We start from the raw sequence: 23,726 nt of genomic DNA, 5'->3' as shown, positions 1-23,726 counted from the left end.
GCTCCACGGTGTTAACTCGCTGACAGATGCGTTAAAGGCTAACGAATGCCTAAATATCAACGATCACAATAGCAAGTGTTACCGGTTTCACGTACAGAATTCCAATGGTGAGCCTTATATGCTGTATACCTACGGCGTCAGCAAGCAGCTAATCAACGCTGAGAACCGCAAAAGGCTCGAACTTGCTGACTATCAGAAGTTTCTGCTCGACTATGCGGATTTCGAGGATAACGACATTCTTCCGCTTGGCGTAACTTCTGACGGACATTACGTCGGCAAGGATGTATCTTATAGGAACAAGAGTAACGACAGTATGTTCATAACAGGTCAGAGCGGTCGTGGCAAGAGCTTTTGTACAACAAATCTCTTGCCCTCCTTAGCGATGCTGGGGAGTCATATGCTCGTTTTAGATGTCAGTCGCTCATTCACAAGAGACGAGGTCCTCAGGGCACTTCCAGAAGAGGTAGTCTCCGCTCTATTCGAGTTTATTGAAATTGGCGGCGGGCAAGGAAAACTTCCTGTAAATCCGCTGTTTATTGGCGATTGTAGTAATCGTGCTGCAAAGAAGCGCCGGATCATGGGCTTTATCAAGGCTATTTGTAAGCTCGATAAGGACGAAATCAAGATTGTCGATGGCATCATATCTGATATGCTGAAGAAAGCACCAACACTTACGGCGGTAAGCATAGAAGTGCTTCGTAATACCCTCAAAAGAGGTAGCAAGGTTGGCAATAAGGTATTCAGCCTTATAAGTGCAACCATTGATGATATTGAACTTATCGGCTTTGAGGAGCAGGGATGGGGAGAATTCTTTGAAAAATCGAAGAAAATCCCTGTTATATCCTTCGGGAACGAGTCTGGCGATAAAATTCACTCTCTGCTTGACGCATTGATATCGTCGGCTTTCGAATGGCAACGTGACCATGACTCAGCTCCGCTGAGCATCGTAATCGACGAGATCAAAGATCAAAGCTTCGCTGAGGAAAGTCCTCTGCACACTATACTCACACAAGGCAGGAAATTCCATACGAGGTTCATAGGTATGACACAACACTATGTTTCAACAACCAGTCATGCTATCGACGTAGTTAAGGAGGCTGGCATAAAGATATTTTTCAAGCCTGCTAAGTCGCTCGACCGCATAGCTGCCGAGCTTGGATATAGGAACCCAGCTGACGCTGGCTTCGGTTCCATGGGAATCGGAGATATCATTCTCTGCGCTGAGATATACAATAAAGTGGATGGAGTGAATGAGCCTGTTGTTATACACGCGAAGGCTATTAAGTTCGTTGATACGCCGCTGTATAAAAGATTAAAGACGGAGTACGATATAAAATAAGTTGATACGGGTTGCGCCCATAAAGGGCGCTCCACATCTTCATTATATGACAATTTTTACGGTAGGTCAAGTCCTACCTGAAGGGAGAAATAATTATGTATAACTTCATCCCACCACCGCTTTCAAAAGTTTTGTGGAGTTGGCTGCGCGAGTGGCAGAACACAAAAAAAATGACCGATGAAGACCTTGCTGCTGCTATGAAGCTCAACATCAGAACATTGAAGTCCTACGATGTTTCTGCGCATACTTTAACGCTCGAAAAGCTCGACAATCTCGTTTCTACCTTAGGTGCAGAACCTGTGTTATATGTATTCAATAAATATGTTGAATATGTTAAATATCTGAAGAATAGATCGACAGAAATCGACTTGCTTGGGCCTTATTTCCCACAATTATATCATTTGGATTATTAATTGAGGACTCTATATCCTAAATTAATACTATATAAAATAGGGCAGGGTGTCACCTGTTCGGAAAGGAGGAACCTTTATGAAGAAGATGAACAGCATCAATGAGACCTTTAAGCTCTGCAACGAACACGATATCGGTATCAGCCGCAGATTGCTGCTAACTCTCGTAAACAGCGGAGAGATTCCATCTGTTAAGGCTGGACGCTCGATACTTGTGAATTGGGAAGCTCTTATGAAGTATCTTGATACGCATACGCTTACCCCGGACGAGCCAGAGACAAGAATCAGAAAAATAACTGCTTAAAGGCTAAACAGGGACGTTTCACGGAACGCCCCTTATTCATAGAAAGGAGCCTATAATGGCGACATATAAGAAACACATTTCAAAGAATGGGACAATTACATATTATATTAGGACGTATGACGGATACGACTGCAACGGTAAGCAAATTGAAAGGTCAATGACTTGGAAGCCACCGGAAGGTATGAGCGATAAACAAATACAGAAGGAGCTTCAGAGGCAGATCGTTAAGTTTGAAGACGCTGTCAAAGAAGGACAATATTACGATAGTAATATGCGTTTTGGTGACTACGGAGAAGAATGGCTGGAGATGAACCGTCCGCCTCAGCTTGCTCCTAAAACATATGAATGTTATAAAGGTATGTTCAGAGATATTAAGGAAGCACTGGGACATATCAAACTCATAAAGCTGCAATCCCGCCATTTGCAGATGTTCTATAGCAATCTGCGTGAAAACGGCGTCAAGCGAACAGGCGCTTATGCTGTTTCGGACAAGATAGATGTTATAAGAAAGGAAATGCACCTTTCCAAGGACAAGTTCGCTGAATTATGCGGAGTATCATCTACAACCATCAGCGCAGTATGCAAACCTGACGGACACATCAGTATCAAGTCAGCCGAGAAGATAGCTGAAGGGTTAAATATCCCTGTTCAGAAATTGTTTGAACTTCATCTTGATACGGGTGGCTTATCAGACAAGACAGTACTCCACTATCATAAGCTCATCAGTACAATACTGGCGCAGGCGACTCGAGACAGGCTTATTCCCTTCAATATCGCTGACAGGAACCATATGAAAGCTCCGAAGTTGGAGCGCAAGGAAGCTGCGTTCCTTGATGATGAACAGGTAAGACACGTTCTGGAGCTGCTTGAAAATGAACCTATCAAGTGGAAGACAATTATGTATCTGCTCATCTACAGCGGTATCCGCAGAGGAGAACTGCTCGGACTTGAATGGAAGGATATAGATTTTGAGAAGAAAGTCATACATATAAGAAGGACGAGCCAAGCGGTAGATCATATGGGGATAATTACAAAGTCTCCTAAGAACGATACTTCATATCGCACTATCAAGCTGTCAGATACAATGTTAGAACAACTTCGTGAATATCAGCAATATTGGCAGAAGCGGAGAACTGAGCTTGATGATTACTGGCAGGACGAAATACAGATCATTCTTGCAGACGGCAGTACACGAACAGTACCGAACGACCGTTTATTCACCAAGGTCGATTCAACGCCTATGAACCCATACAGTGTCAGTGATTGGGTAAGGAAATTTGTTAAGCGTAACGATCTGCCGTACTTTACGCCGCATTCCCTCCGACATACCCATGCAACGCTTCTGATCGCTGAGGGTGTAAGTATCCCGACTGTCTCACGAAGGCTGGGACATTCCAGTATCGCTACGACGAGTAAGATATATATTCACGCTATTCAGTCCGCGGACGAGATCGCATCTAATGCTCTTGAGGATAAACTCAGGCTTGAAAGGCGCAAGGAAGAGGAGGACTAATAAATTAAGGCTCTCCGTAACAGAGAGCCTTATTTTTTTATTTGAATGCTTCAGCATTTGCAGTCACTATATGCAGTTCTTGATACCAGTAACGGAAATCATAACGGAAATATTGCCATTTCTGCCGCTCAAAGCATAACAGTCAAAAAATAAAGCCTATGTTTTTGGCTAAACATAGGCTTTTTCTTATTGGTGGAGCATAGGGGACTTGAACCCCTGACCCCCACACTGCCAGTGTGATGCGCTCCCAGCTGCGCTAATGCCCCATTGCTTGAATATTATACCACAGTTTCGGTGATTTGTCAAGTGGAAATTATATATTGCATTTTGCATAGTTGTTTCTGTGCGTAAGATTGACTTTTTGATAATATTGTGGTATAATAAAATAAATCAATGTTATTTGAAAGGGGGCGTCGTTTTGCTGAAAAGGATAAGAGAAGCCCTTGGTCTGAACAAAAACAGCCCTTTTATAAGCGAATACTTCTTTAAAGCTAATATGCGTTCGAGCATATATATGTCTGCTATTATTATCGTTCTCGAATTGTGGATGATAATCCGTATGACACACGTTATGTTCCGTGACGATTTGCTCGATAACTTCTCGTATCTGTTCGCAAAATACTATTCCAACTACCTTATTCTCATCGTTACCGCTGTCGTTGTGCTCATTTATGCTTCCCTCCATTTATCGGGAAAAATCAAAGCACGTAATACAGGACGCTTCCTGCTGCTGTCAACTTTGTTCATTTGTCTGTACTTCGGCATAAATGTCTCGCTGAACGATTACAGCAAGGGCGAGCAGATACTCGTTTTTGTCACTATGGTGCTCTATGCGGTCTGCCTCATAACGTGGAGACCTGTGATTAGCTTTATCGTCTCTACTGCTTCGTGCCTGTACCTCTATGTCCGCATGAACGAAATGGTCGCGGTCAATACGGGGAAGGTCGGTGTCACCGACGCCACGAAGATCAACTTCTTCATCCTCTGGATATCCATTATGATGATATGTATCAGTAATTACAGCAATACACGCTCTCAGGCGATCAAGGATGAAAAGCTTATCGACGTGAACCGAAGTCTTGAACGTTCTTCCGTCTTTGACGAGCTCACGGGTATCCACAATATGGTCTACTTCCGCCGTGAGGCTGAGAAGTTCGGCAGCCTTGAAGGTAAGCTCTTCCTCTTCCTCGATATTGAAAACTTTAAGTCCTTTAACGAGAAGTACGGGTTCTATGAGGGTAATCAGCTGCTTATCGAGGTCGCGAAGGCTATTGAAGATACTTTTCCGAGGGCTCTTGTCGCTCGCTACTCGGACGACCACTTCGCTGTGCTCACTGATGAGGACGGCTGCACGGAGGCTGTGAACAGGCTCGCGGAGAGGATCGACGAGCTGCGGAGAGATATCCATTTGCAGCTCAAATGCGGCGCTTACCGTCAGAAGGAAGGCGAGACTGATATCAGCGTTGCCTGTGACCGCGCCCGTTTTGCCTGCAATACCCTGAAAAAGCGCTATGACCGCTGCTTCCGCCTGTATGACAAGGGGCTCGAGGACAGCTTCACGCTCAGGAACTATATCCTCAATAACATCGACAACGCCATTGAAAAAGGCTACATCAAGGCTTACTACCAGCCGCTCATTTCCTCGGATAATTGTACCGTTTGCGGATTTGAGGCTCTCGCAAGGTGGGACGACCCGTACTACGGTCTGCTCTCTCCTGCGGTCTTTATCTCGACGCTCGAGGATTGCCGTCAGATACATAAGCTCGACCTTTGCATGATGGAGATAGTTTGCAGTGAGTTCGCAAAGGCACGCGAAGATGGTTTCCCCGTTGTCCCCGTTTCGCTCAATTTTTCGCGCCTCGACTTCGAGCTCTGCGATATCGTCGCAAGCCTTGATGAGAAAACAGAAAAGTACGGCGTTCCGCACGATTTTATCGACGTCGAGATAACCGAGTCCGCACTTGCCGACAGCGGCGATGTCCTCCTCGACCTCATGAGCAGGCTCAGGAAAAGCGGCTACAGTGTCTGGCTCGATGACTTCGGAAGCGGCTATTCGTCGCTCAATGTCCTCAAGGATCACAGCTTTGATGTTGTGAAAATAGATATGCAGTTCTTAAAGGGGTTCGGCAGCAATGACAAGACCAAAACTATCCTTGAATCTGTCGTGAAACTGTCGGAGCTGCTCGGTATGAGCTCGCTCACCGAGGGTATCGAGACTGATGAACAGCTTGATTTCATGCGCTCTATAGGCTGTAATAAGCTTCAGGGCTATCTCTTCGGCAAGCCCGTTCCCTATGACAAGGTCAGGGAATCTATTTCGGCGGGAAAACTCAGGATCTCGCCCGAATTTATCAATAGTCAACGGAGGTAATCTATTATGGGTCTTCATATCAAAAAAAGCTTCAAGATCGGCGATCTTATCAAAATAAACGCGAATAAGAGCGGTCCGAGCGTCACCGTCGGCGGAAAGAAGGCTAAGGTGACTGTCAGCAAGAAAAAGGTCACGGCAAGTCTGCCAGGGACAGGTATTTCTTACGATGCCAAGCTCCCGACGGGCGATAAGAAAAAATCTTCCTCTGCGGGGAAAAAGACCTCGTCTTCCGCTAAAAAGCCCGCTTCCGCAAAGAAGAAGTGAACATGAATGAGCTGATAGACCGTGTTTGCAGCGGGTTTATCGCGGACGGCGCTATCGGCGCTTCCTGCCTCGTTTTCAAGGACGGCAGGGAGCTGTATTCGGGCTGCTTCGGCTTCGCTGACAGGGAGGCGGAGCTCCCTATGTGCAGAGATTCTATCTGCCGCCTTTTCTCGCTGACAAAGCCCGTTACTGCGGCGGCTGCGATGATACTCTGCGAGAAGGGTCTCCTCTCTGTCGATGACCGTGTTTCCCGCTTCTTCCCCGAGTTTGCGGATATTACTCGTCAGGACGGCGACAGGGCTGTCCCGTGCGGGCGAGAGCTTACTATCAGGCATCTGCTCACTATGACAGCGGGACTGCCGTATCCGAACAACTTTGACCTGTCCGTTCGCAGGGCGGGCGAGCTCTTCGACATGACAGAGGCGGGTATCAGGGGCAGTATTCCCGTAACTACGGAGATGTTCACGCGCTCTGCGGCAAAGATACCGCTCTCTTTCGAGGCGGGCTCGCGCTGGGATTACGGTATCTCCGCGGATGTGCTCGGAGGTATCATCGAAAAAGCCGCTGATGTACCTTTCGGCGAGTTCCTGCATAAACATATTTTTGAGCCCCTCGGTATGTGCGACACGGGATTTTATGTACCTGTGAACAAGCGGGACAGGTTTACCGCTCTGTATAAGTGGTGCGGAGGTGCGCTCGTCCGCGATGAGGGACGCTATCTCGCACTCACGGACTTCAGCAAGCCGCCTGCTTTTGAGTCGGGCGGTGCAGGTCTGTGCTCCACCATAGACGATTATTCGCGGTTCGCTCGGATGCTCTGCAATGGGGGAGAATTCGGCGGCGTTCGTATCCTCGGCAGGGATACGGTGGAGTTTATGACCTCGCCGCTCCTTTCCGCAGCGCAGAATACCATGTGGGACAGGCTCAAAGGCTATAATTACGGCTGCCTCATGCGCGTTATGACCGAACCCGATATTGCTGAGGTCAGGACGGGAGCAGGGGAGTGCGGCTGGGACGGCTGGACAGGCACTTACTTCAACTTCAACCTCAAAAACGGCATTTCTGTCCTCTTCTTTACACAGATAGCGGGCGCGGGCACGACATGGCAGGCTGCCGAGATAAGCCGCATCGTTTACGATGAGCTGGGCAGATGACTCCGCTTGACTGCGGGACATTGCACACTCCTTTCGCATATACTGATATGGGTCTTACCCGTCAGTGAAAGGAGTGTTTTTTATGCCTAAGATCTTTCTCAGCCCCTCTACGCAGGAGTACAACAGCTATGTCAGCGGCGGAAATGAGGAGCTGTATATGAACCTGCTCGCAGACAGGCTCGAGCCATATCTGCGCTCTTGCGGGATAAAGTTCGTCCGCAACGATCCCGACCGCACCTTCGCGGGGGCTATTCAGGACTCGAATTCGGGACAGTATGACGTTCACCTCGCTCTGCACTCGAATGCCGCTCCAGACAGGCTTTCGGGACGTCTGCGCGGTATCGACATCTACTTCGCGCCCAAGAGTGCCGCAAGTGAAAAGCTCGCCAACATTATCGCCAACAACCTCAAAAGTATCTATCCTCTCCCAGACAAGGTCAGAGCCGTGCCGACCTATACACTCGGAGAAGTGCTCAATACAAGGGCTGTCGCGGTGCTGTGCGAGCTCGGATATCACGATAATTACGCCGACGAAGCATGGATAAAGAGCGAGCTCGGCAATATCGCCGCTAACCTTGCACGCTCGCTCTGCGATTACTTCGGTATACCGTTCATACGCCCGTCGGCTGTGCGTTGGGGGACGGTCGCCACGGACGGCTCGGGGTTGAATATCCGCGCCTATCCAAGCACCTCGTCGCAGATACTCGGCTCTATCCCGAACGGGACGTCCGTGATGATAAACGGGGCTGCTGACGGCTGGTATGTGGTCGACTATAACGGTATCGTCGGCTATTCCAGCGCGGACTTTATCGTATTGTAAAAATAAGGCGCACGAGGGAAGCCCCTAATGTGCGCCTTTACATATTATTGTTTATTGGATGGTCTTTTGCGCTTTTTCTGTCCCTCGACCTTCGGGACTGCGTATATCGGCTTTATCGGCTTCTTCTTGTTCTTGAAGATGACATACGCGTATATGCAGATGAGTATATATATGAGGCAGACAACTCCCGATATCACCAGCGATTTCTTGAACCATGACGCCTTCGGGAACATCTTTGCCGCGTAGAGGTTGTACTTCGTGACAGACCTGTTTACGTCGGAGACTGCTACGAGCTCCATCGTGCCTATCTGCTCGCCTGCATATTCAAGCGTTACTACTCCGAGCGGCTCACCCTTCTTTATCGGTGCTTTCAGCGAGGTCTTGTACCATTTGATGTTGTCCCTGCTGATGAGCGACGTATCTACGTCGTTGTACCACAGCATCGTCATCTCTTCCTTCGGCTTGGCAAGTACGTAGTTGTTGCCCTCTGCAAGTTCGACAGGTATCTCTCCGAGTTCTGCCGAATCGGGGAGCACGACCTGATACGAGAAATGCTTGAATGCCCAGTTGAACAGCGTGATAGAGTCATTGAGGTGGTAGAATGTGTTGTCGCCGTCGGCGTTATTCAGCGGCGATTTCAGACATATGGCAAGGTAGTTGTTGCCGTCCTTGCTTGCCGTGGCGGCGATGTTTCGTCCGCCCATTTCGAGGTTTGCTGTCTTTATGCCGCGGGTGCCTGCGTAGTAGTAGTCGCTGTCCTTGTCCATCATAAGGTTAGAGTGGTACCATACCCACGACTCTCTGTCGGGGTGGCGCTCGAGATTGGGGACGGAGGGCGTGTACTCATATGTGGAACATATCGAATCAAAATGCGCTGTCTTCAGTGCGTACTTGGTGAGTACTGCCATATCACGGGCGGTCGTGTACTGCTCGGGGTCGTACAGTCCCGTCGGATTGGTGAAGTGGGTGTCGTTCAGCCCGAGCTCCGCTGCCTTTGCATTCATCTTCTCTACAAATGCTGTCACGCTTTCTCCGCCGATGTTATAGGCGATGGTCTGTGATGCTTCAATTGACGATTTCAGCATCATCGCGTAGAGAAGGTCGGTATATGTCAGGATATCGCCGTCCTCTATCTCGGCAAAGCGGAGGTCGTCGGGGTAGTCTGTCACGTAGAGCGGCGAGTATACTTCCTCGTCAATGGTCAGCTCTTCGCTGAGGTCCTTGCACTCTTCTATGCATACAACGGCTGTCATTATGTTGACAAGCGGTCCAGGCATCTGCTTGGCATCGGCGTTTTTTTCATAGATTATCTCGTCACAGTCGAGGTTCAGCAGTATGGCGGATTCGCTCTTTATCTGCGTGTTCAGTGTGAAATTTATTGCGCCCGCGTCCATTGCGTTCAGCGTCGGGATAAGCATTGCCGCCGCTGAAAGGAGCGATATTACCTTCTTTTTCATAAGCTACCTGCTTTCTGTTTTCTTCATCTATATTCTGCTCCGTTCGGAGCCTTGATTACATACCCTATTATTATATCATAGTTTTTGAAAAATAGCAATATGTAATTGAGATTTTTTAGTGCGGTGTGTCTGCACTGTCCGATTCGCGGTATACTGTTATTGCGGCAATGCGGTATCGGTGGATGTTTCGTCGGCTTCGCCGAGGCGAAGATGTACGGGGCGGTCGGCAGGCTTTGCTTCGCTCGCCAGCCTGCTGCTCAGGGGGACGCCGTCCCCCTCGGTTTCACCCCCTGCCGGGGTGAGAGCCTCACCCCGGACCCCTGCGATCTCCGCTTCGCGTTTTTTAATTCTATAAAATAATAGCGGTCCTGTCCCGCCAAAGGCTATTTTTCATAAATGGACAGATTGACATTTGTGCGCAAATAGTATATAATATAACCTGATATCAGAGAGGGGAGGGTTGCCTTTGAAAAAGTACCTCGGTCAGATCGTTTTTAACTGCGCTGCTGCGGCAGTCGGTGCTCTCGTTTTCACGTCTACGGGTGTTCTCGATAACGCGGCTGCGGCTGTTTTCGCCATCGTTGCCTTTATGACCGCGATGTGCGCGGGCAACTACTTCTTCGTCAAGCTCGCAGGCGAGGGTAAAAAGGCTTTCCAGCCCGATTACATCATCACGGAGCAGACCTTCGATTCCCTTAATGAGCCCGATGACTATATCAAGGTGCTCAAGGACTTGCGAAACTACTCACCGTGCCGTCAGGAAGCTGTCAGATTGATCCAGCAGTGGGAGCTCTTCAAGAAGAAGTCGGCTACCCTCAATGCTATCAGCTATCAGGGCGGTGTCTATGAGGTCGTGAATCAGGATGTCGAGTCCGTTATGCTCAATAATATGGTGCTCTTTATGAAACGCGCTGCCATTATGCAGTCCTCGGCAGGCAACGAGCTCACCGAGCACCGTAAATACGTGCGTTCGCTCGTTGCGAGCAATGACAAGATTCTGAGCGACTATACGAACCTCCTCATCGAAGCTTCACAGCTCACGGGGACAGATTCGGGCAAGGCTGAGATAAGATCCCTTAATCTCCTGATAGAGTCTATTCGCGATTACAGAAAAGATCTTGAAAGCGGTGAAATGCAATGAAAAAAGAAAAAAATCCCATTATCCCTATCATAATTGCTGTTGTGGGCGTTATTGCAACTATGGTGATGATAATCGCTCTGGTGAATATCCCTAAACACCTCGGCTCAAACAATGGCGGTCATGAGAACGCTCTTACTCAGCAGCAGGCTGAGAGAAATATGGATAAGTTCCTTGACAAGATCAAGGTGCATAATACCGAGAAAGTAAAGGGGACTGTCGATTACTCCGACAACGCTGCTGCAAATCTGCCCAATATCGAGACCAAATATCCCCTGACCGTCATCGGCGGCGGGGACGTTGACATCGAGATTTTCTCTACCTCCGAAAAGGCGGGCAAGGCTCAGAACGGCTGGCTCAATGAGGTCGCCAATGAGTTCAACGACAGGAAGTTCCGCCTTTCCGACAACAGGATTGCCTCCGTCAGCATAAGAAGTATCGCTTCGGGTGCGGCGTCCGATTATATCTGCAATAACGTTTATGTTCCGCAGGCTTATACGCCCTCAAATATGCTGTTCGGCGAGCTTGCTATGCAGAACGGTGCAAAGCTCACTGTGGTCGAGGAACAGCTCGTCCCCAATACCGCAGGTATCGCGCTCTCGAAAACGGCTCGCTCTTCTATCGAGGCAAATTACGGTTCCGTAACTTTTGAATCAGTCGTTGACTCCGTCGTTGCGGGTGACCTCCAGATGGGCTATACCTATCCCTATACGTCCGCTACGGGTCTCAACTTCCTCGTAAGCTCACTCCAGCACTTCGATGCCAACGATATCCTCAGCGCCGACTCTGTCAGCAAGTTCCAGCAGCTCCAGAAGAGCATACCCTTCGTGTGCTATACCACCGACCAGATGGTCAATGCTATGCAGAGCGGTACGCTACAGGCGGGCGTTACGGAGTATCAGGCTTACGTGAACAGCCCTGTTCTCAAGAGCTCCTACGATTTCATACCTTTCGGCTACAAGCACAGCAACCCGCTCTATAAGGTCGGCGACCTTGATAAGTACGAGGAGGAAGTCCTCAAAATGTTCGCTGACTTCGCTATGCAGAGCGACCACCAGAAAAAGGCTGCCGACTACGGCTTCGACCCCAATCAGACTTTCAGCTACAACAAGAACCGCATCAGCGGCGCCGATATAATCAGCGCTCAGCGGCTCTGGAAAGAGGAGAAGGATTCGGGTACTCCCACTATCGCTCTCTTTATTGCCGACGTTTCGGGAAGTATGAACGGCGACCCGATAATCCGCCTTAAACAGTCTTTGCTCGAAGCTTCAAAGAATATCAAGACCGATAATTACATCGGACTTATCTCCTACAGCGACGATGTCTACATCAATCTGCCTATCGCTCAGTTCGACCTTGAGCAGCGCTCATATTTCGCGGGCGCTGTAGAGAAAATGAAGCCTAACGGCTCTACCGCTACCTATGACGCCCTCCTCGTCGGTATCAATATGATCAACGAGGCTAAGGAGCAGCACCCCGAAGCTAAGACCATGATCTTTGTTCTCAGCGACGGTATGTGCAATAAGGGCGTTAAGCTCGACCCCACCGTTGAGCTCGTCGAGCACTACGGTATCCCGATCTATACTATCGGATACAACGAGCAGATCGATTCCCTGAAGAAGCTTTCTACAGTAAACGAAGCTGTTTACATCGACGCCGATAACGACGATGTCGTCTATGAGCTCGCCGCTTTGTTCAACGCTCAGATGTAAATAGCGTATCTATCAGCAGATCCCGTATGATGACGTAGTTGAGTATAACGGCGCGTTCTGCGAAGTATACTTCTGATCTATAAGAAAACAGCAGCCGCAGGATAAGTGGAGCGCACTGATCCCTGCGGCTGCTGCCTTTATGATATGAACAATGAGTTTCGGAATGTGAGAATGCTTACTGCTCGGCGGGAGGTCTGGGAGTGTCTGTTTCGGTCGGAGTCACACCGCCCGAGGGGTCAACACTTTCAAATACGGTGACATTGCTGAGGTCGAACTGCGTCTGCTTGCCGTCGGTGTGAGTTACGACAGCATCGGTTCCAAGATTAAAGAAATTGCACGATTTTGCGCCGTTTATGTCTGTCGTGCTGATGAGCACATACTTATATTTCTTGGTGAATTTTATATCAAAGTTCCTGCTCGCCGCAACAGTGTTCGTCTTCTTCCACATACCGTCTTTCTCGTTCGTAGAGTCGTCTATGCAGTTGAGAAGCGCAACAGTGCGTGCCGAACCTGCGAGAAGCTTTGCATCTACCTGATTATCGGTTGCTGTTGCATACACTTCGCCGCCTGTGATGTTGACTGCCTCAACAGCCGTGAAGCCGCGGTCGCCTCCTGCAATGACCGTGCCGCCGACGGCTTCGATCCGTGTACCTGCCTGTACTGCGTCATTTCCTGCCTTTATGGAGACTGTGCCGCCCTCAAAGGCAACACTGCCCTTGCTCGACTTGATGCCGTCTCCCTCAGCGTCTATCGTGAGGTTTCCGTCCTTGACAGTAACGGAGGTCTTGCCCTTGACAGCGTCTGTCTTGTCGGTCGAGTTGAGTGTCGTGATGTTTACCGTGCCGCCGTTTATCTTGACGTCGTTGTTGCAGGAGATACCGTCCTGAGTGTTGGCTGTGATGCTGAGCACGCCTGTGCCCTTTTCGCCGCCCTTTATCGTAATATCGTCCTTAGCCTCGATCACTGCGAGCCCGAGGTTGTCGCCCGCATAAGCCGTTGTGCCGTCAGAGAGCGTATTCTCGGTGCCGTCAACAAGGTTTATCGACGTATTTTCGGCGTTTGTGATGAGAATTGCAGGTGCGCTCTTTCCTGTGATGCTCGCGCCGTTCAGGAATATCTTGACTGTCTCGGGGTCAGCGACCTCGTCCGCTACGCTGACGTTTATCTGTCCGTCGCTGAGCGTGCCGTCAACGTAATAAGTGCCCGAATGGTCTATCGTTATGACGGAGCCGCTGACGGCTGCGTGGTCGCCTGCGACCTCCGCCTTGTCGCCCTTGAGGTGAATGTATGTGATGTCCGCAGCAGGTTTCACATCGGTGGAAGTAGTTACCGTACCCGCAGCGGTAGCGGTGGTAGAGGCTGTTGTTGTCACAGTTGTGCCCGTCGATGTGGTTGAGGAAGTTTCCATCTCAGACTCGGGCAGTGAGAATATCATCTTCGCGTCGAGACGCTGTATCGTGAGGGCGTCGCGGGCAGTGATACCGTCTCCGCGGTTGTAGACATCGCCGTTCAGCAGGAGCTGCCCCGAGAGGTTGTACTTGTCCTTGTTCGCGATATACTGGAGGATAGCTACCGAGTCTGCTACCGTTACCTTGTTGTCGTTGTTGACGTCTCCGATGAGAGTGCTGACGGTTTCGGTCTCGGCAGCCTTTACCATAGTGGGCATGGCGGGCGTACTTCCCGCTATCATCGCTGCCGATGAGAGGACGGCAAGCAGCTTCTTTACGTTCAAACTGTTCATATTGTAAATACTCCTTTTCTGTTTTTTGGGGGTTCCGAGCTTTTGATCGTTTAATTTGTATTATAAATTACAATTCTTAAAATTATCTTAATATTATTTAAGGTTATTCATGCGCATTTGTCAATATCTGTCCCGCCTTTTCTATTGTGCTGCCAATTTATCTTTGCTCAAAAGGCGAATGCAGAAAGGTGATCGACCAAGGAATACGCAGATATGTCGGGTAAAATAAAGAAACAGCCTCCCGTTAGTGTGCTTCCTTTAGCGGAATTTGTGGGCTACCGAGCCGTAAGGTTACGGCACCATATTCGGTATCCTGCGAAACCGCCAAAGGGGGCTCCCCTTTCGGAAGGCTGTTTTGTGTTATTCTGTTTTGCCGTTATAGGTGTCCTCAAGCCACTTTATCATGGCGTCGAAGCCTTCCTGTGTACGGTCGAACTCTTTTTCGTGTTCGATATCGGCTTTGTCGGAGCAGAGACGTCCGTGCCATGTCAGCACGCGCAGCGTCTCGCCTGTGTAGACCTTGTACGCGAAGTTACCGAGACTTCCCGAGTAGTCGTTGCCGCTGTCGAAATAGTAAAACTTCGGGATATCAAACAGCGTGGATACACTCGTCTTGGAAAGCATTTTTCAGACCCTCCCTTCAAAGTAGCTGACAGCCTGTGAGAGGTCGTCGTATACTGCGCTCAGCAGGGGAGCAGTCTCCTCGTCGGGCGGAGTCATATCGGGTATCATTATTGCTTGGCAGCCCGCCGAATGTGCTGCTCTGATGCCGTTTGGCGAGTCCTCGAAGGCGGCGCACTGCTCAGGCGGCAGCCCGAGTTCATGGGCAGCAGTGAGGTAGATGTCGGGGTCGGGTTTGCCGTTCGTTATCATATCGCCGCATATCACCGCGTCGAAATACTGCCGCGCCCCTATTTTTTCAAGACAGTTCAGTGCGCGTTCGCGCGGAGTTGCGGTTGCGACCGCGAGCTTTATCCCGTGTGCTTTCAGGAAGTCAAGGAGCCTGAACAAGCCCTTCTTTACGTCGATGCCGTACTTTTCGATGTGTGCGTTTATGAGCTCGGTGCGGCGTTTGCGGACGTCCTCGGTGGGGAAGTCCTCGCCGAAGAAGCTCTTGAGCCTGGGGATCGAGTATTTGCGGGCGAGGCTGCGTATCGCGTAAACGTGCTCGTTTTTCATCTCGTAGCCAAAGTCGGCGGCGGCTTCCTTCCAGTAGCGGAGGTATAGCTTTTCAGTGTCGACCATAAGACCGTCCATGTCGAAAATTGCGCCTTTGATAATATCCATTGAGTTATTCCTTTTGACCTATCTGATAAAGTGTGTCATCTCGCCTGTCTCGGGAGTCGGCAGACCGTACTTTTCGCGTCCGAGAGCTATCGACTTAATCAGGAAAGACATATTTTTCGCAAGATTGCGCATTGTCCTGAGTCCTTCGATGTCCTGCGCTGCCTCACCTGGGAGCCTGCCGTGGACTGAGTTCCAGTAAGTGCTTGAAGCTACGGGCATACCGCTGATGGTGAAGTATTTGTTCAGCTCGTCGAAGGTTGCCGAGCATCCTCCGCGTCTTGCGACAGCTACAGCTGCGCCTACCTTCATCGTCTTGTCAAAATGTGAGCTGTAAAACAGCCTGTCAAGACAGGCGATGAGCGTTGCATTTGCGGAAGCGTAGTAAACGGGCGAAGCCACAACAAGACCGTCGGCATCGCGGAATTTTTCGGCTATCTCATTCACTGCATCGTCAAATACGCACTTTCCTTTTTCAGCGCATCCGCCGCAGGCTATACAGCCGCGTATATTCTTGCTGCCGATGTGAAATGTCTCTGTTTCGATGCCCTCCTCGGCAAAGACCTTCAGCATCTCGTTTATTGCGATGGATGTATTTCCGTTCTGATGCGGACTTCCGTTAAGTATAAGGACTTTCATTTTTTCTCTTACCTCTATGTGTTCGTTTCATGAAGCAGGGGCGGAAAAGGCTCCGCCCCTCAGCATAGCTTATCGTTTGTGACGTTTTGAATGAAGGCGGCGGGTCACCGCACACCGACAGGGGTCACCAGTTTATCATCCAGCTGTACATACCCTCGTACTGACGCGCGGAGCTGTTCCACGAGAAGTCTGCCTCCATGCCGCGCTTGACCATTTTGTCCCACTCGGCGCGGTGGTCGTAGTATACGGACTTGGAGTAGTTGATAGCTCCGAGCATCTCATCGCCGTTGTAGTTGGCAAACGAGAAGCCCGTGCCTGTGCCGTCAAACTCGTTGTACGGCACGACTGTGTCCTTGAGACCGCCTGTCTCGCGGACTATCGGTACAGTACCATAGCGGAGCGCTATGAGCTGAGTCAGACCGCACGGCTCGAACAGCGACGGCATGAGCATGGTGTCTGCCGCGGCGTAGAGCTTGTGTGCAAGGTCGTCGGAGTACTTGATTATCGCGCAGACGCGGTCGGGGTACTTCCACTGATAGTGCTTGAACATATTCTCATATCTCTGCTCGCCCGTTCCGATGATGACGAACTGCGTGTTCTCGTCGCAGATACGCTCGATGGCATAGTTTACGAGGTCGAGCCCCTTCTGGTCTGTGAGGCGGGAGATTATCGCTATCATATACTTGTTCCTGTCAACGGGCAGACCGAGCTCCGCCTGAAGCTTTTCCTTGTTGACTGCTTTTTTGGACTTTGCGTCCTTGACTGTGTATTTGGCATACAGCTTCTTGTCGTTGGAAGGGTCGAACACATTGTAGTCGATGCCGTTTACGATGCCGCGGAGCGATGCAGAGCGCGCACGGAGAAGTCCGTCGAGCTGCTCGCCGAAGAAGGGGTACTTTATCTCCTCGGCATAGGTCTCGGAGACTGTGGTGATGTAGTCTGCATACACGAGACCGCCCTTTAGCATATTCGCGGCACGGTTGAATTCGAGCTTGTCCGATGTGAACATATAGTCGGGCAGGGCTGTGTTGTACTTGAATGTCTCGATGTCCCAAATACCCTGAAATTTGAGGTTGTGGATAGTCATGATGGACTTTGTCGAGCTGTAGAAGGGGTTCGTTGCGAAGGTAGAGTGCATGAACACGGGTATCAGTGCCGACTGCCAGTCGTGGCAGTGGATGATGTCGGGACGGAAGCCTATTACGGGCAGTATGGCAAGCACTGCCTTGCAGAAGAAGGTGAAGCGCTCGATGTCCCATTTCGTGTCGGAGGTGTACGGGTAGTCGCATTTGAAGTAGTACTCGTTGTCAACGAAGTAGAACTTGATACCGTTGTACTCGTACTCCATGATACCTACGTGAACTCCGTCGGGACGGAGACCGTAGTCCATGTAGAAGTGTGTGACATATTTGAAGTTATCCCTGAATTTAGCTGGGATACAGGTGTAGTAGGGGAGTATGACCCTTACGTCGAACTCGTCCTTGTTGATATACTGAGGGAGAGAGCCCACAACGTCGGCAAGACCGCCTGTTTTGACGAAGGGCACGCATTCGGAAGCGGCAAAAAGTATGTTATTCATAGTGTCAACTCCAATCTTCATTAAATCCTGCGTATTAATTGCAGCTTTACATACTATATTATACACCAAAATCAAAATCCCGTCAATAGAAAAGTATTAAAAATACACAAATTATTTACACTTTTGTGTCATATAATAAAAAATGAAGAGATAATGTGTAAGCTGTGCCTAAAAAATTTTTTGACTGACATATTTTTTTAAAAAGGTCTTTTCAAAATAATCGTTTTGTGGTATAATATCTTTAATAATGAGTAAAATATCAGGCTGTATTTTTACGGCAACACCGCACAAAGCCCGCCAGAAGGCTTTGTACTGGATATGCTTGCATATTTTCCGTCATCTTGCACAGAAATCCCTTGACATACGTCAGTATGCCTGCGGAATTTCTATACAATCTGACGAAAAATCTGTCGGCGCATCTCCAGCACAAGCTTTGTGCGGTATTGCCTTAAAGCTGTAAATCTAATCTTTAACGGAGAAGGTATATATGGACAAAAACACTTTTACCGAGGCTAAAAGAGCTGCTCTGAACAGGTACTTCAGCCGTATGAACGACCGCCAGCGCGAGGCTGTTTTTACTGTGAACGGTCCTCTGCTCGTGCTTGCGGGCGCGGGAAGCGGCAAGACGACTGTTATCGTCAACCGTATCGCGAATATGATAAACTTCGGCAACGCCTACTACGACGATTCGCGTGAAGGCAACAAAATGGACGAGGCTTTCCTCCGTGCTTATGCCGAGGGCAAGGAGGACGACGCCGATATGCTCCGAAGCATCGCTGCCGTCGACCCGATAAAGCCGTGGAATATCCTCGCTATCACCTTTACCAACAAGGCTGCGGGCGAGCTCAAGGAGCGCCTATCTGCTATGCTCGGCGAGGACGCTCTGAATATCCATGCTTCCACGTTCCATTCAGCGTGCGTGCGCATTCTCAGGAGCGAGATAGGGGCGCTCGGATATGGCAGCAATTTCACGATATATGACTCCGATGACAGTCAGCGCATGATAAAGAATGTCATGACCGAGCTCGATGTCTCCGAGAAGCAGCTTGCTCCCAAGGCTGTGCTCGCCGAGATAAGCAGCGCCAAGGACAAGATGATATCTCCCGATGAGCTACGCGAGCAGGCGGGGCAGGACTACCGCAAAAAGACGATCGCCAAGCTGTATAAGCTTTATGACGAGCGTCTGCGTGCGGCAAACGGTCTCGATTTCGACGATATACTCTGCAAGACCGTCGAGCTCTTCCGTGACTTCCCCGATGTGCTCGAAAAATATCGGAATAAGTATAAGTACATACTTGTCGACGAGTATCAGGACACCAATCACGTGCAGTTCATGCTCGTGTCGATGCTCTCGCAGGAGCATAAGAACATCTGCGTTGTCGGCGACGACGACCAGAGCATCTACCGCTTCCGCGGTGCGAATATCGAGAATATCCTCGGATTTGAGGAGCAGTTCGAGGGGGCTAAGGTCGTGCGCCTCGAGCAGAATTACCGCTCTACCCAGACCATTCTCGATGCGGCTAACTCTGTTATCTCCAACAATACGAGCCGTAAGGAAAAGTCACTCTGGACAGACAAAGGACAGGGCGAGCAGATAGACTGGTACAAGGCTTACGATGAGAACGACGAGGCCCAGTTTATCGCTGATTCGATAAAGAAGGACTATGAGGTCACGGGCACATATTCAAGAAATGCCGTGCTCTACCGCATGAATGCTCAGTCCAATACGATCGAGCGTGCGCTTGTCCGCGCGAATATTCCGTACCGCGTTTACGGCGGTATGCGATTCTACGACCGAAAGGAGATACGTGACATACTCTCATATCTCGCGTTCATAGACAATACGGGAGATATGCTCCGATTCCGCCGCATAATCAATGAGCCCAAGCGCGGTATCGGTGATTCGACTATCGCCCTCATCGACGACATCAGCCGCGATCTCAAGCTCACCCCTTATGATGTCATTTGCCACTGCGAGGACTACGCTCCGCTGGCGAAGAAAACTTCCGCTCTGAGAGCTGCTGCGGCGATGTTCGGTGAGCTGATAGAAGCCGCGGAGACTGCCGCTCTTGATGAGCTGATTGATATCGTTCTCGACAGGACGGGATACCTCAGCTACCTCAAAACACTCGAAAATGCCGATACCAAGATCGAGAACGTAGAGGAGCTGCGCAGCTCTGCCGTGCAGTATATGAACTCCGCGGAGGAGCCAACTCTGGGCGGCTTCCTTGAGGAGGTCGCACTCTATACCGAGGCTGACCGCGACGACGGCACCGAGGACAGAGTCACTCTCATGACGATCCACTCCGCAAAGGGTCTTGAGTACGACAATGTTTATATCACGGGGCTTGAGGAGGGTATCTTCCCGAGCTCGCGCTCTATTGACAGCGAGGAGGATATCGAAGAGGAGCGCCGTCTCGCTTACGTTGCGATAACACGTGCGCGCGCGAAGCTCTTCATCACCAGCGCCAGCAGGCGAATGCTCTTCGGTCAGACACAGCATAACGTTACCTCGCGCTTTATCAAGGAGATAGGCAGGGATATGATCGTCAAGACCGACAATGCCGCGGCTGTCAAGAGCAGACTTGAGGAAAGCGACAACTCCGTAACGGAGGTGCGGTCGTCCTCGCTTCAGCAGCAGCTTGCACGCGAGAAAAGGCAGACAAACGCCAAGGAGGCTGTCAGCTATGAGGTCGGTGAGCGCGTGGCTCACAGCATTTTCGGCGAGGGGACTATACTCTCCGTTAAGCCTATGGCTAACGATTCAATGCTCGAAATTGCTTTCGAGAAGGTCGGCACTAAGAAAATTATGGCAAATTACGCAAAGCTCAGGAAGGTCTGAGCGGCAAGGAGCACTTAACTATGAGAAAGACCAAGATAGTATGCACTATCGGACCCGCAACAGACGATGAAAATATTATGCGCGAGCTCATGCTCGCGGGAATGAATGTAGCAAGATTCAACTTTTCCCACGGCGACTACGAAACGCACGAGAAGCGCTTCCGACAGATAGAGAGGCTCCGTGCGGAGCTTGACCTGCCGATAGCGACCCTCCTCGATACGAAGGGGCCCGAGATACGTCTCGGCAAGTTCGTGGACAACAAGCCCGTCGAGATAAAAGACGGCGACACATATACCCTCACGACCGAGGATGTTCCATGTACAGCAGAGATAGGCTCAGTGAGCTTCAAGAAGCTCCCGCGTGATGTCAGCATCGGCACCCGTATCCTCATCAATGACGGAGTTATCGAGCTCGTAGCCGAGAAAGTTTCGGGCACCGATATCGTCTGCCGCGTTATCCACGGCGGCAAGCTCTCCAACAACAAGGGAATAAACGTACCTGGGGTCAAGCTCTCGATGCCTTACCTCAGCGAGCGCGATATGGACGACCTCGAATTCGGCTCGAAAATGGGCTTCGACTTCATTGCCGCAAGCTTTGTGCGTTCGGCCGCTGATATCAATTACCTGCGAAAGTTCACGCAGAGCCTCGGCTGGTTCGACGTTAGGATAATCGCAAAGATAGAGAATACTGACGGAGTCGAGAATATCGACGAGATACTCGAGGCAGCCGACGGTATCATGGTCGCGCGCGGAGATATGGGCGTTGAGATACCATTCGAGCAGATACCCGCTATCCAGAAAGACCTTATCCACAAGGGCTACAACGCGGGCAAGCAGGTCGTTACCGCGACGCAGATGCTCGAATCTATGATAACAAATCCGCGTCCCACACGTGCGGAGATAACCGATGTTGCGAACGCTATCTACGACGGTACGAGCGCGATTATGCTCTCGGGCGAGACTGCTGCGGGCGCTTTTCCCGTAGAGGCGGTCAAGACTATGGCTCTTATCGCCGAGACGACCGAAAACAACATCGACTACAAGGGCAGATTCTCGAAGCGCAGTTCAAATCCCGACGGTAATATCGCCGAAGCTATCGCTCACGCCACCGTTACCACTGCTCACGACCTCGATGCACGCGCTATTATCACTGTATCGCTCGGCGGTCAGACCGCTCGCCTTATCTCCAAGTACCGCCCGCTCTGCCCGATTATAAGCTGCACTATGAGCGATGTGGTTTGCAGACAGATGAATATGAGCTGGGGAGTCATTCCCTATATCATAGACGAAAAGAACAGCACTGACGAGCTTTTCGCGGCTGCTGTCCATGAGGCTGAGGCTCATCAGCTCGTTGAGGACGGCGACCTCGTAGCTATAACTGCGGGAGTTCCCCTCGGTGTGTCGGGAACTACCAATCTCATGAAAGTAGAAAGGATAGGTAAATAACCATGAAGAAACTCGAATTAAGCAAGTACCTCGAAATGGCAGCAGGTGCTGTCGCGATCCTCGTAGCGCTCGGAAACTTCCTCAGCGCTGTGATCAGACCCATTCAGACACTCACAAATGATTACTCGGACACGTCCGACAAGATCTTCAGGATCATTATGGGGCTCGAAAGAGTGCTCCTTTTCGTCCCCGTTATCGTACTCGGTGTAGCGCTCGTACTCCGCTGGGTCAGTCAGAACAAGATGAAGTGGGTCGTTCTCGGCGCTTCCGCTTTTACTGCCCTCGTATTCATCGTTTATCAGCTTACCGACAACATCTATGTGTTCGTACAGGCTAAGACAGCAACCTATTCTGTCACGACCCATCCCATCAGGGATATATTTATCTTCCTGCTCTATGTGATAGCTGTCGCTGCTCCCGTGTTCCTCATCTATGACGCACAGGCAGGGATACTCAAGAAAAAGGCTCAGATGTACACGCTCATTGCCGCATATGTGTCTGTCGGCATCATCATGTTCATATCAATGGGCAGAGGCCTCCGCTCAGGCTTCTTCATCTTCCCGCTACTCCTTATCACAGCAGTGCTCCGCCGTAAGGAGCTTCCTACGACTACTCCCGCGTATTTCGGTTTCGGCGGTGCGGCAGTGTCTCTGCTCTGCTCGCTCTTCAACGGCTTCAATGACCCGCTCAATCTTATCTTGAAGAAGACCGACATCTTTGCTTACCTCCTCAGCTACAACGACGCACTCGTCATAATCGGCATGGCACTGATACCGCTTCTCTTCCTTTGCCGTGAGTTCAGCGAGAAGAAGGCTGACTGATGAGCAATAAGCTGAATGATTCAAGGCTGCTTGAGCGCGTTACCGCGGCTGCTGTCCTTTTGATCGGTATCCTTACGCCGCTGTCCTGTGTCATAGATATCGTTAGTCTTTTCGGCAGATTGGGCAATCATATTCCTCCGCTCGCTCTCCTGTACAATGTGGGGATGTACGTTGGCTCATTCGTTACCGCGGCGATTCCTATGATGATACTGGCGTTCATCGTGTTCAGAGGCAGGCACCGCGATGCCGAGAAGCGCAAGGTCGTTGCAGGGACGCTCGTGTTTTACGCAGTCGGCAACCTCATTGTCAGCTGTATTGCTACAACGGTATCCGTATCCTCATTTGCCAAGAGTTTTTCGCGTACTTTTTCCGATGAAGTGCGAAAATTCTATATTTCCCGCATTATCACAAGTGTTGCGGGAAACGTTTTCATTGAGCTGCTCATTATCGCTGCCGCTCTGCTCATACTTGATGCCCTGTGGCAAAAGATAAAGTGGAAGAGCTTTGTACTGCCGATGATCGTTTTTTATGCGCTGCTTGTGGTGAGCTTCATTGCTCGCGGTTTCAGTTCAAACTATTATTATGTTTTCCTGCTTCTGCTTGCTGTATATATCCGCGAGGAGCTGTCGGAACGTACAACACCCGTTAATATCGGTGCCGTCGGAGCTTTTGCTTCTGCGGGACTCGCTCTGCTCTTCTTTATTGCGGGCACTGTCGGCTCTGTCGTTCTGCTTGTGATCGGACATGGCGATATGTACGCGGACAACGACGCTGTAAATGTGTGGTTTACATTAAAAAAGGTCATTGAGGTGATCGTTTTCCTCGTCTCTCTGACTGTTCCGCTGCTGATTATGGGCAGAAAGTTCCCTCCTGCCGAGAGCAAGGCGGTCTAA

The 23,726-nt window shown here is 50.2% G+C and carries 20 protein-coding genes and 1 tRNA gene; 14 read left to right on the top strand and 7 right to left on the bottom strand.

The window, feature by feature from the left end:
• The 4 genes from BMX22_RS12575 to BMX22_RS12560 form a co-directional block, all read left to right on the top strand.
• Window positions 1-1,339, top strand: a 1,339-nt coding sequence (locus BMX22_RS12575; protein WP_207645885.1) for an ATP-binding protein, incomplete at its 5' end; no start/stop codon positions are given.
• Window positions 1,340-1,434: 95 nt separating this feature from the next.
• Entirely contained in the window at window positions 1,435-1,752 is a 318-nt protein-coding gene (locus BMX22_RS12570) for a hypothetical protein (protein WP_074742773.1), read from the top strand.
• Window positions 1,753-1,828: 76 nt separating this feature from the next.
• On the top strand, window positions 1,829-2,053 hold the full coding sequence (locus tag BMX22_RS12565; protein ID WP_074742772.1) for a helix-turn-helix domain-containing protein: 225 nt from the start codon (window positions 1,829-1,831) through the stop codon (window positions 2,051-2,053).
• A gap of 181 nt (window positions 2,054-2,234) precedes the next feature.
• Window positions 2,235-3,566, top strand: a complete 1,332-nt coding sequence (locus tag BMX22_RS12560) for a tyrosine-type recombinase/integrase (protein ID WP_177173028.1) — start codon at window positions 2,235-2,237, stop codon at window positions 3,564-3,566.
• A 190-nt stretch (window positions 3,567-3,756) separates the two neighbouring features.
• On the opposite strand, the gene BMX22_RS12555 is transcribed toward BMX22_RS12560, so the two are convergent.
• Window positions 3,757-3,832, bottom strand: a tRNA-Ala gene (locus BMX22_RS12555).
• Between the two features lie 152 nt (window positions 3,833-3,984).
• Here BMX22_RS12555 and BMX22_RS12550 point away from each other — a divergent pair.
• The 4 genes from BMX22_RS12550 (at window position 3,985) to BMX22_RS12535 (ending at window position 8,175) form a co-directional block, all read left to right on the top strand.
• Window positions 3,985-5,937, top strand: coding sequence for a bifunctional diguanylate cyclase/phosphodiesterase (locus BMX22_RS12550; RefSeq protein WP_318259741.1), 1,953 nt, complete (start codon window positions 3,985-3,987; stop codon window positions 5,935-5,937).
• Between the two features lie 6 nt (window positions 5,938-5,943).
• Window positions 5,944-6,201: a DUF4236 domain-containing protein gene (locus BMX22_RS12545; protein WP_074742770.1), complete on the top strand. Its 258-nt coding sequence runs from the start codon at window positions 5,944-5,946 to the stop codon at window positions 6,199-6,201.
• 2 nt (window positions 6,202-6,203) lie between these two features.
• Window positions 6,204-7,355: a serine hydrolase domain-containing protein gene (locus BMX22_RS12540; RefSeq protein WP_074742769.1), complete on the top strand. Its 1,152-nt coding sequence runs from the start codon at window positions 6,204-6,206 to the stop codon at window positions 7,353-7,355.
• A gap of 82 nt (window positions 7,356-7,437) precedes the next feature.
• On the top strand, window positions 7,438-8,175 hold the full coding sequence (locus tag BMX22_RS12535) for an SH3 domain-containing protein (RefSeq protein WP_074742768.1): 738 nt from the start codon (window positions 7,438-7,440) through the stop codon (window positions 8,173-8,175).
• Window positions 8,176-8,219: 44 nt separating this feature from the next.
• On the opposite strand, the gene BMX22_RS12530 is transcribed toward BMX22_RS12535, so the two are convergent.
• A complete protein-coding gene (locus BMX22_RS12530; protein ID WP_074742767.1) occupies window positions 8,220-9,632 on the bottom strand; it encodes a D-alanyl-D-alanine carboxypeptidase family protein in 1,413 nt (470 codons plus the stop codon).
• Between the two features lie 466 nt (window positions 9,633-10,098).
• On the opposite strand from BMX22_RS12530, the gene BMX22_RS12525 reads away from it, so the two are divergent.
• Both BMX22_RS12525 and BMX22_RS12520 read left to right on the top strand, forming a co-directional pair.
• Window positions 10,099-10,773 carry a hypothetical protein gene (locus BMX22_RS12525; protein ID WP_074742766.1) on the top strand — a complete coding sequence of 225 codons (675 nt, stop codon included), beginning with the start codon at window positions 10,099-10,101 and terminating at the stop codon, window positions 10,771-10,773.
• Window positions 10,770-12,482 carry a vWA domain-containing protein gene (locus tag BMX22_RS12520; protein WP_074742765.1) on the top strand — a complete coding sequence of 571 codons (1,713 nt, stop codon included), beginning with the start codon at window positions 10,770-10,772 and terminating at the stop codon, window positions 12,480-12,482. Before BMX22_RS12525 ends, BMX22_RS12520 begins: the two co-directional genes overlap by 4 nt.
• 175 nt (window positions 12,483-12,657) lie before the next feature.
• Here the strand turns inward: BMX22_RS12520 and BMX22_RS12515 are convergent, their stop codons facing one another.
• The 5 genes from BMX22_RS12515 to glgA form a co-directional block, all read right to left on the bottom strand.
• Entirely contained in the window at window positions 12,658-14,223 is a 1,566-nt protein-coding gene (locus tag BMX22_RS12515; RefSeq protein ID WP_074742764.1) for a carbohydrate-binding domain-containing protein, read from the bottom strand.
• Between the two features lie 360 nt (window positions 14,224-14,583).
• Entirely contained in the window at window positions 14,584-14,847 is a 264-nt protein-coding gene (locus tag BMX22_RS12510; RefSeq protein ID WP_074742763.1) for a hypothetical protein, read from the bottom strand.
• 3 nt (window positions 14,848-14,850) lie between these two features.
• On the bottom strand, window positions 14,851-15,510 hold the full coding sequence (locus BMX22_RS12505) for an HAD family hydrolase (protein WP_074742762.1): 660 nt from the start codon (window positions 15,508-15,510) through the stop codon (window positions 14,851-14,853).
• 18 nt (window positions 15,511-15,528) lie between these two features.
• Window positions 15,529-16,146, bottom strand: a complete 618-nt coding sequence (locus tag BMX22_RS12500; RefSeq protein WP_074742761.1) for a flavodoxin family protein — start codon at window positions 16,144-16,146, stop codon at window positions 15,529-15,531.
• A 124-nt stretch (window positions 16,147-16,270) separates the two neighbouring features.
• Window positions 16,271-17,725 carry a glycogen synthase GlgA gene (gene glgA, locus BMX22_RS12495; protein WP_074742760.1) on the bottom strand — a complete coding sequence of 485 codons (1,455 nt, stop codon included), beginning with the start codon at window positions 17,723-17,725 and terminating at the stop codon, window positions 16,271-16,273.
• Window positions 17,726-18,212: 487 nt separating this feature from the next.
• Between glgA and BMX22_RS12490 the strand changes: the two genes are divergently transcribed.
• Genes BMX22_RS12490 through BMX22_RS12475 form a run of 4 tightly spaced genes read left to right on the top strand, consistent with a single transcriptional unit; the run spans window position 18,213 to window position 23,726 of the window.
• Window positions 18,213-20,567, top strand: a complete 2,355-nt coding sequence (locus tag BMX22_RS12490; RefSeq protein ID WP_074742759.1) for an ATP-dependent helicase — start codon at window positions 18,213-18,215, stop codon at window positions 20,565-20,567.
• Between the two features lie 20 nt (window positions 20,568-20,587).
• Entirely contained in the window at window positions 20,588-22,012 is a 1,425-nt protein-coding gene (pyk, locus tag BMX22_RS12485; RefSeq protein ID WP_074742758.1) for a pyruvate kinase, read from the top strand.
• A 2-nt stretch (window positions 22,013-22,014) separates the two neighbouring features.
• Complete coding sequence (locus tag BMX22_RS12480) at window positions 22,015-22,833, top strand: hypothetical protein (protein WP_074742757.1); 819 nt, start codon at window positions 22,015-22,017, stop codon at window positions 22,831-22,833.
• Window positions 22,833-23,726 carry a hypothetical protein gene (locus tag BMX22_RS12475; RefSeq protein ID WP_074742756.1) on the top strand — a complete coding sequence of 298 codons (894 nt, stop codon included), beginning with the start codon at window positions 22,833-22,835 and terminating at the stop codon, window positions 23,724-23,726. Before BMX22_RS12480 ends, BMX22_RS12475 begins: the two co-directional genes overlap by 1 nt.

Origin of the sequence: Ruminococcus sp. YRD2003 (assembly GCA_900109435.1) — a bacterium.
GTDB lineage: Bacteria > Bacillota > Clostridia > Oscillospirales > Ruminococcaceae > Ruminococcus > Ruminococcus flavefaciens_G.
The sequence above is the reverse complement of the archived record's forward strand: the minus strand, read 5'-3'. Positions and strand labels throughout refer to the sequence as shown.

Excerpts from the sequence above, each read along its gene's own strand:
- BMX22_RS12570 (WP_074742773.1), top strand. The coding sequence starts at position 1,435 with ATGTATAACTTCATCCCACCACCGCTTTCAAAAGTTTTGTGGAGTTGG.
- BMX22_RS12565 (WP_074742772.1), top strand. The coding sequence starts at position 1,829 with ATGAAGAAGATGAACAGCATCAATGAGACCTTTAAGCTCTGCAACGAA.
- BMX22_RS12560 (WP_177173028.1), top strand. The coding sequence starts at position 2,235 with ATGAGCGATAAACAAATACAGAAGGAGCTTCAGAGGCAGATCGTTAAG.
- BMX22_RS12545 (WP_074742770.1), top strand. The coding sequence starts at position 5,944 with ATGGGTCTTCATATCAAAAAAAGCTTCAAGATCGGCGATCTTATCAAA.
- BMX22_RS12540 (WP_074742769.1), top strand. The coding sequence starts at position 6,204 with ATGAATGAGCTGATAGACCGTGTTTGCAGCGGGTTTATCGCGGACGGC.
- BMX22_RS12535 (WP_074742768.1), top strand. The coding sequence starts at position 7,438 with ATGCCTAAGATCTTTCTCAGCCCCTCTACGCAGGAGTACAACAGCTAT.
- BMX22_RS12530 (WP_074742767.1), bottom strand. The coding sequence starts at position 9,632 with ATGAAAAAGAAGGTAATATCGCTCCTTTCAGCGGCGGCAATGCTTATC.
- BMX22_RS12520 (WP_074742765.1), top strand. The coding sequence starts at position 10,770 with ATGAAAAAAGAAAAAAATCCCATTATCCCTATCATAATTGCTGTTGTG.
- BMX22_RS12515 (WP_074742764.1), bottom strand. The coding sequence starts at position 14,223 with ATGAACAGTTTGAACGTAAAGAAGCTGCTTGCCGTCCTCTCATCGGCA.
- BMX22_RS12510 (WP_074742763.1), bottom strand. The coding sequence starts at position 14,847 with ATGCTTTCCAAGACGAGTGTATCCACGCTGTTTGATATCCCGAAGTTT.
- BMX22_RS12505 (WP_074742762.1), bottom strand. The coding sequence starts at position 15,510 with ATGGATATTATCAAAGGCGCAATTTTCGACATGGACGGTCTTATGGTC.
- BMX22_RS12500 (WP_074742761.1), bottom strand. The coding sequence starts at position 16,146 with ATGAAAGTCCTTATACTTAACGGAAGTCCGCATCAGAACGGAAATACA.
- glgA (WP_074742760.1), bottom strand. The coding sequence starts at position 17,725 with ATGAATAACATACTTTTTGCCGCTTCCGAATGCGTGCCCTTCGTCAAA.
- BMX22_RS12490 (WP_074742759.1), top strand. The coding sequence starts at position 18,213 with ATGGACAAAAACACTTTTACCGAGGCTAAAAGAGCTGCTCTGAACAGG.
- pyk (WP_074742758.1), top strand. The coding sequence starts at position 20,588 with ATGAGAAAGACCAAGATAGTATGCACTATCGGACCCGCAACAGACGAT.
- BMX22_RS12480 (WP_074742757.1), top strand. The coding sequence starts at position 22,015 with ATGAAGAAACTCGAATTAAGCAAGTACCTCGAAATGGCAGCAGGTGCT.
- BMX22_RS12475 (WP_074742756.1), top strand. The coding sequence starts at position 22,833 with ATGAGCAATAAGCTGAATGATTCAAGGCTGCTTGAGCGCGTTACCGCG.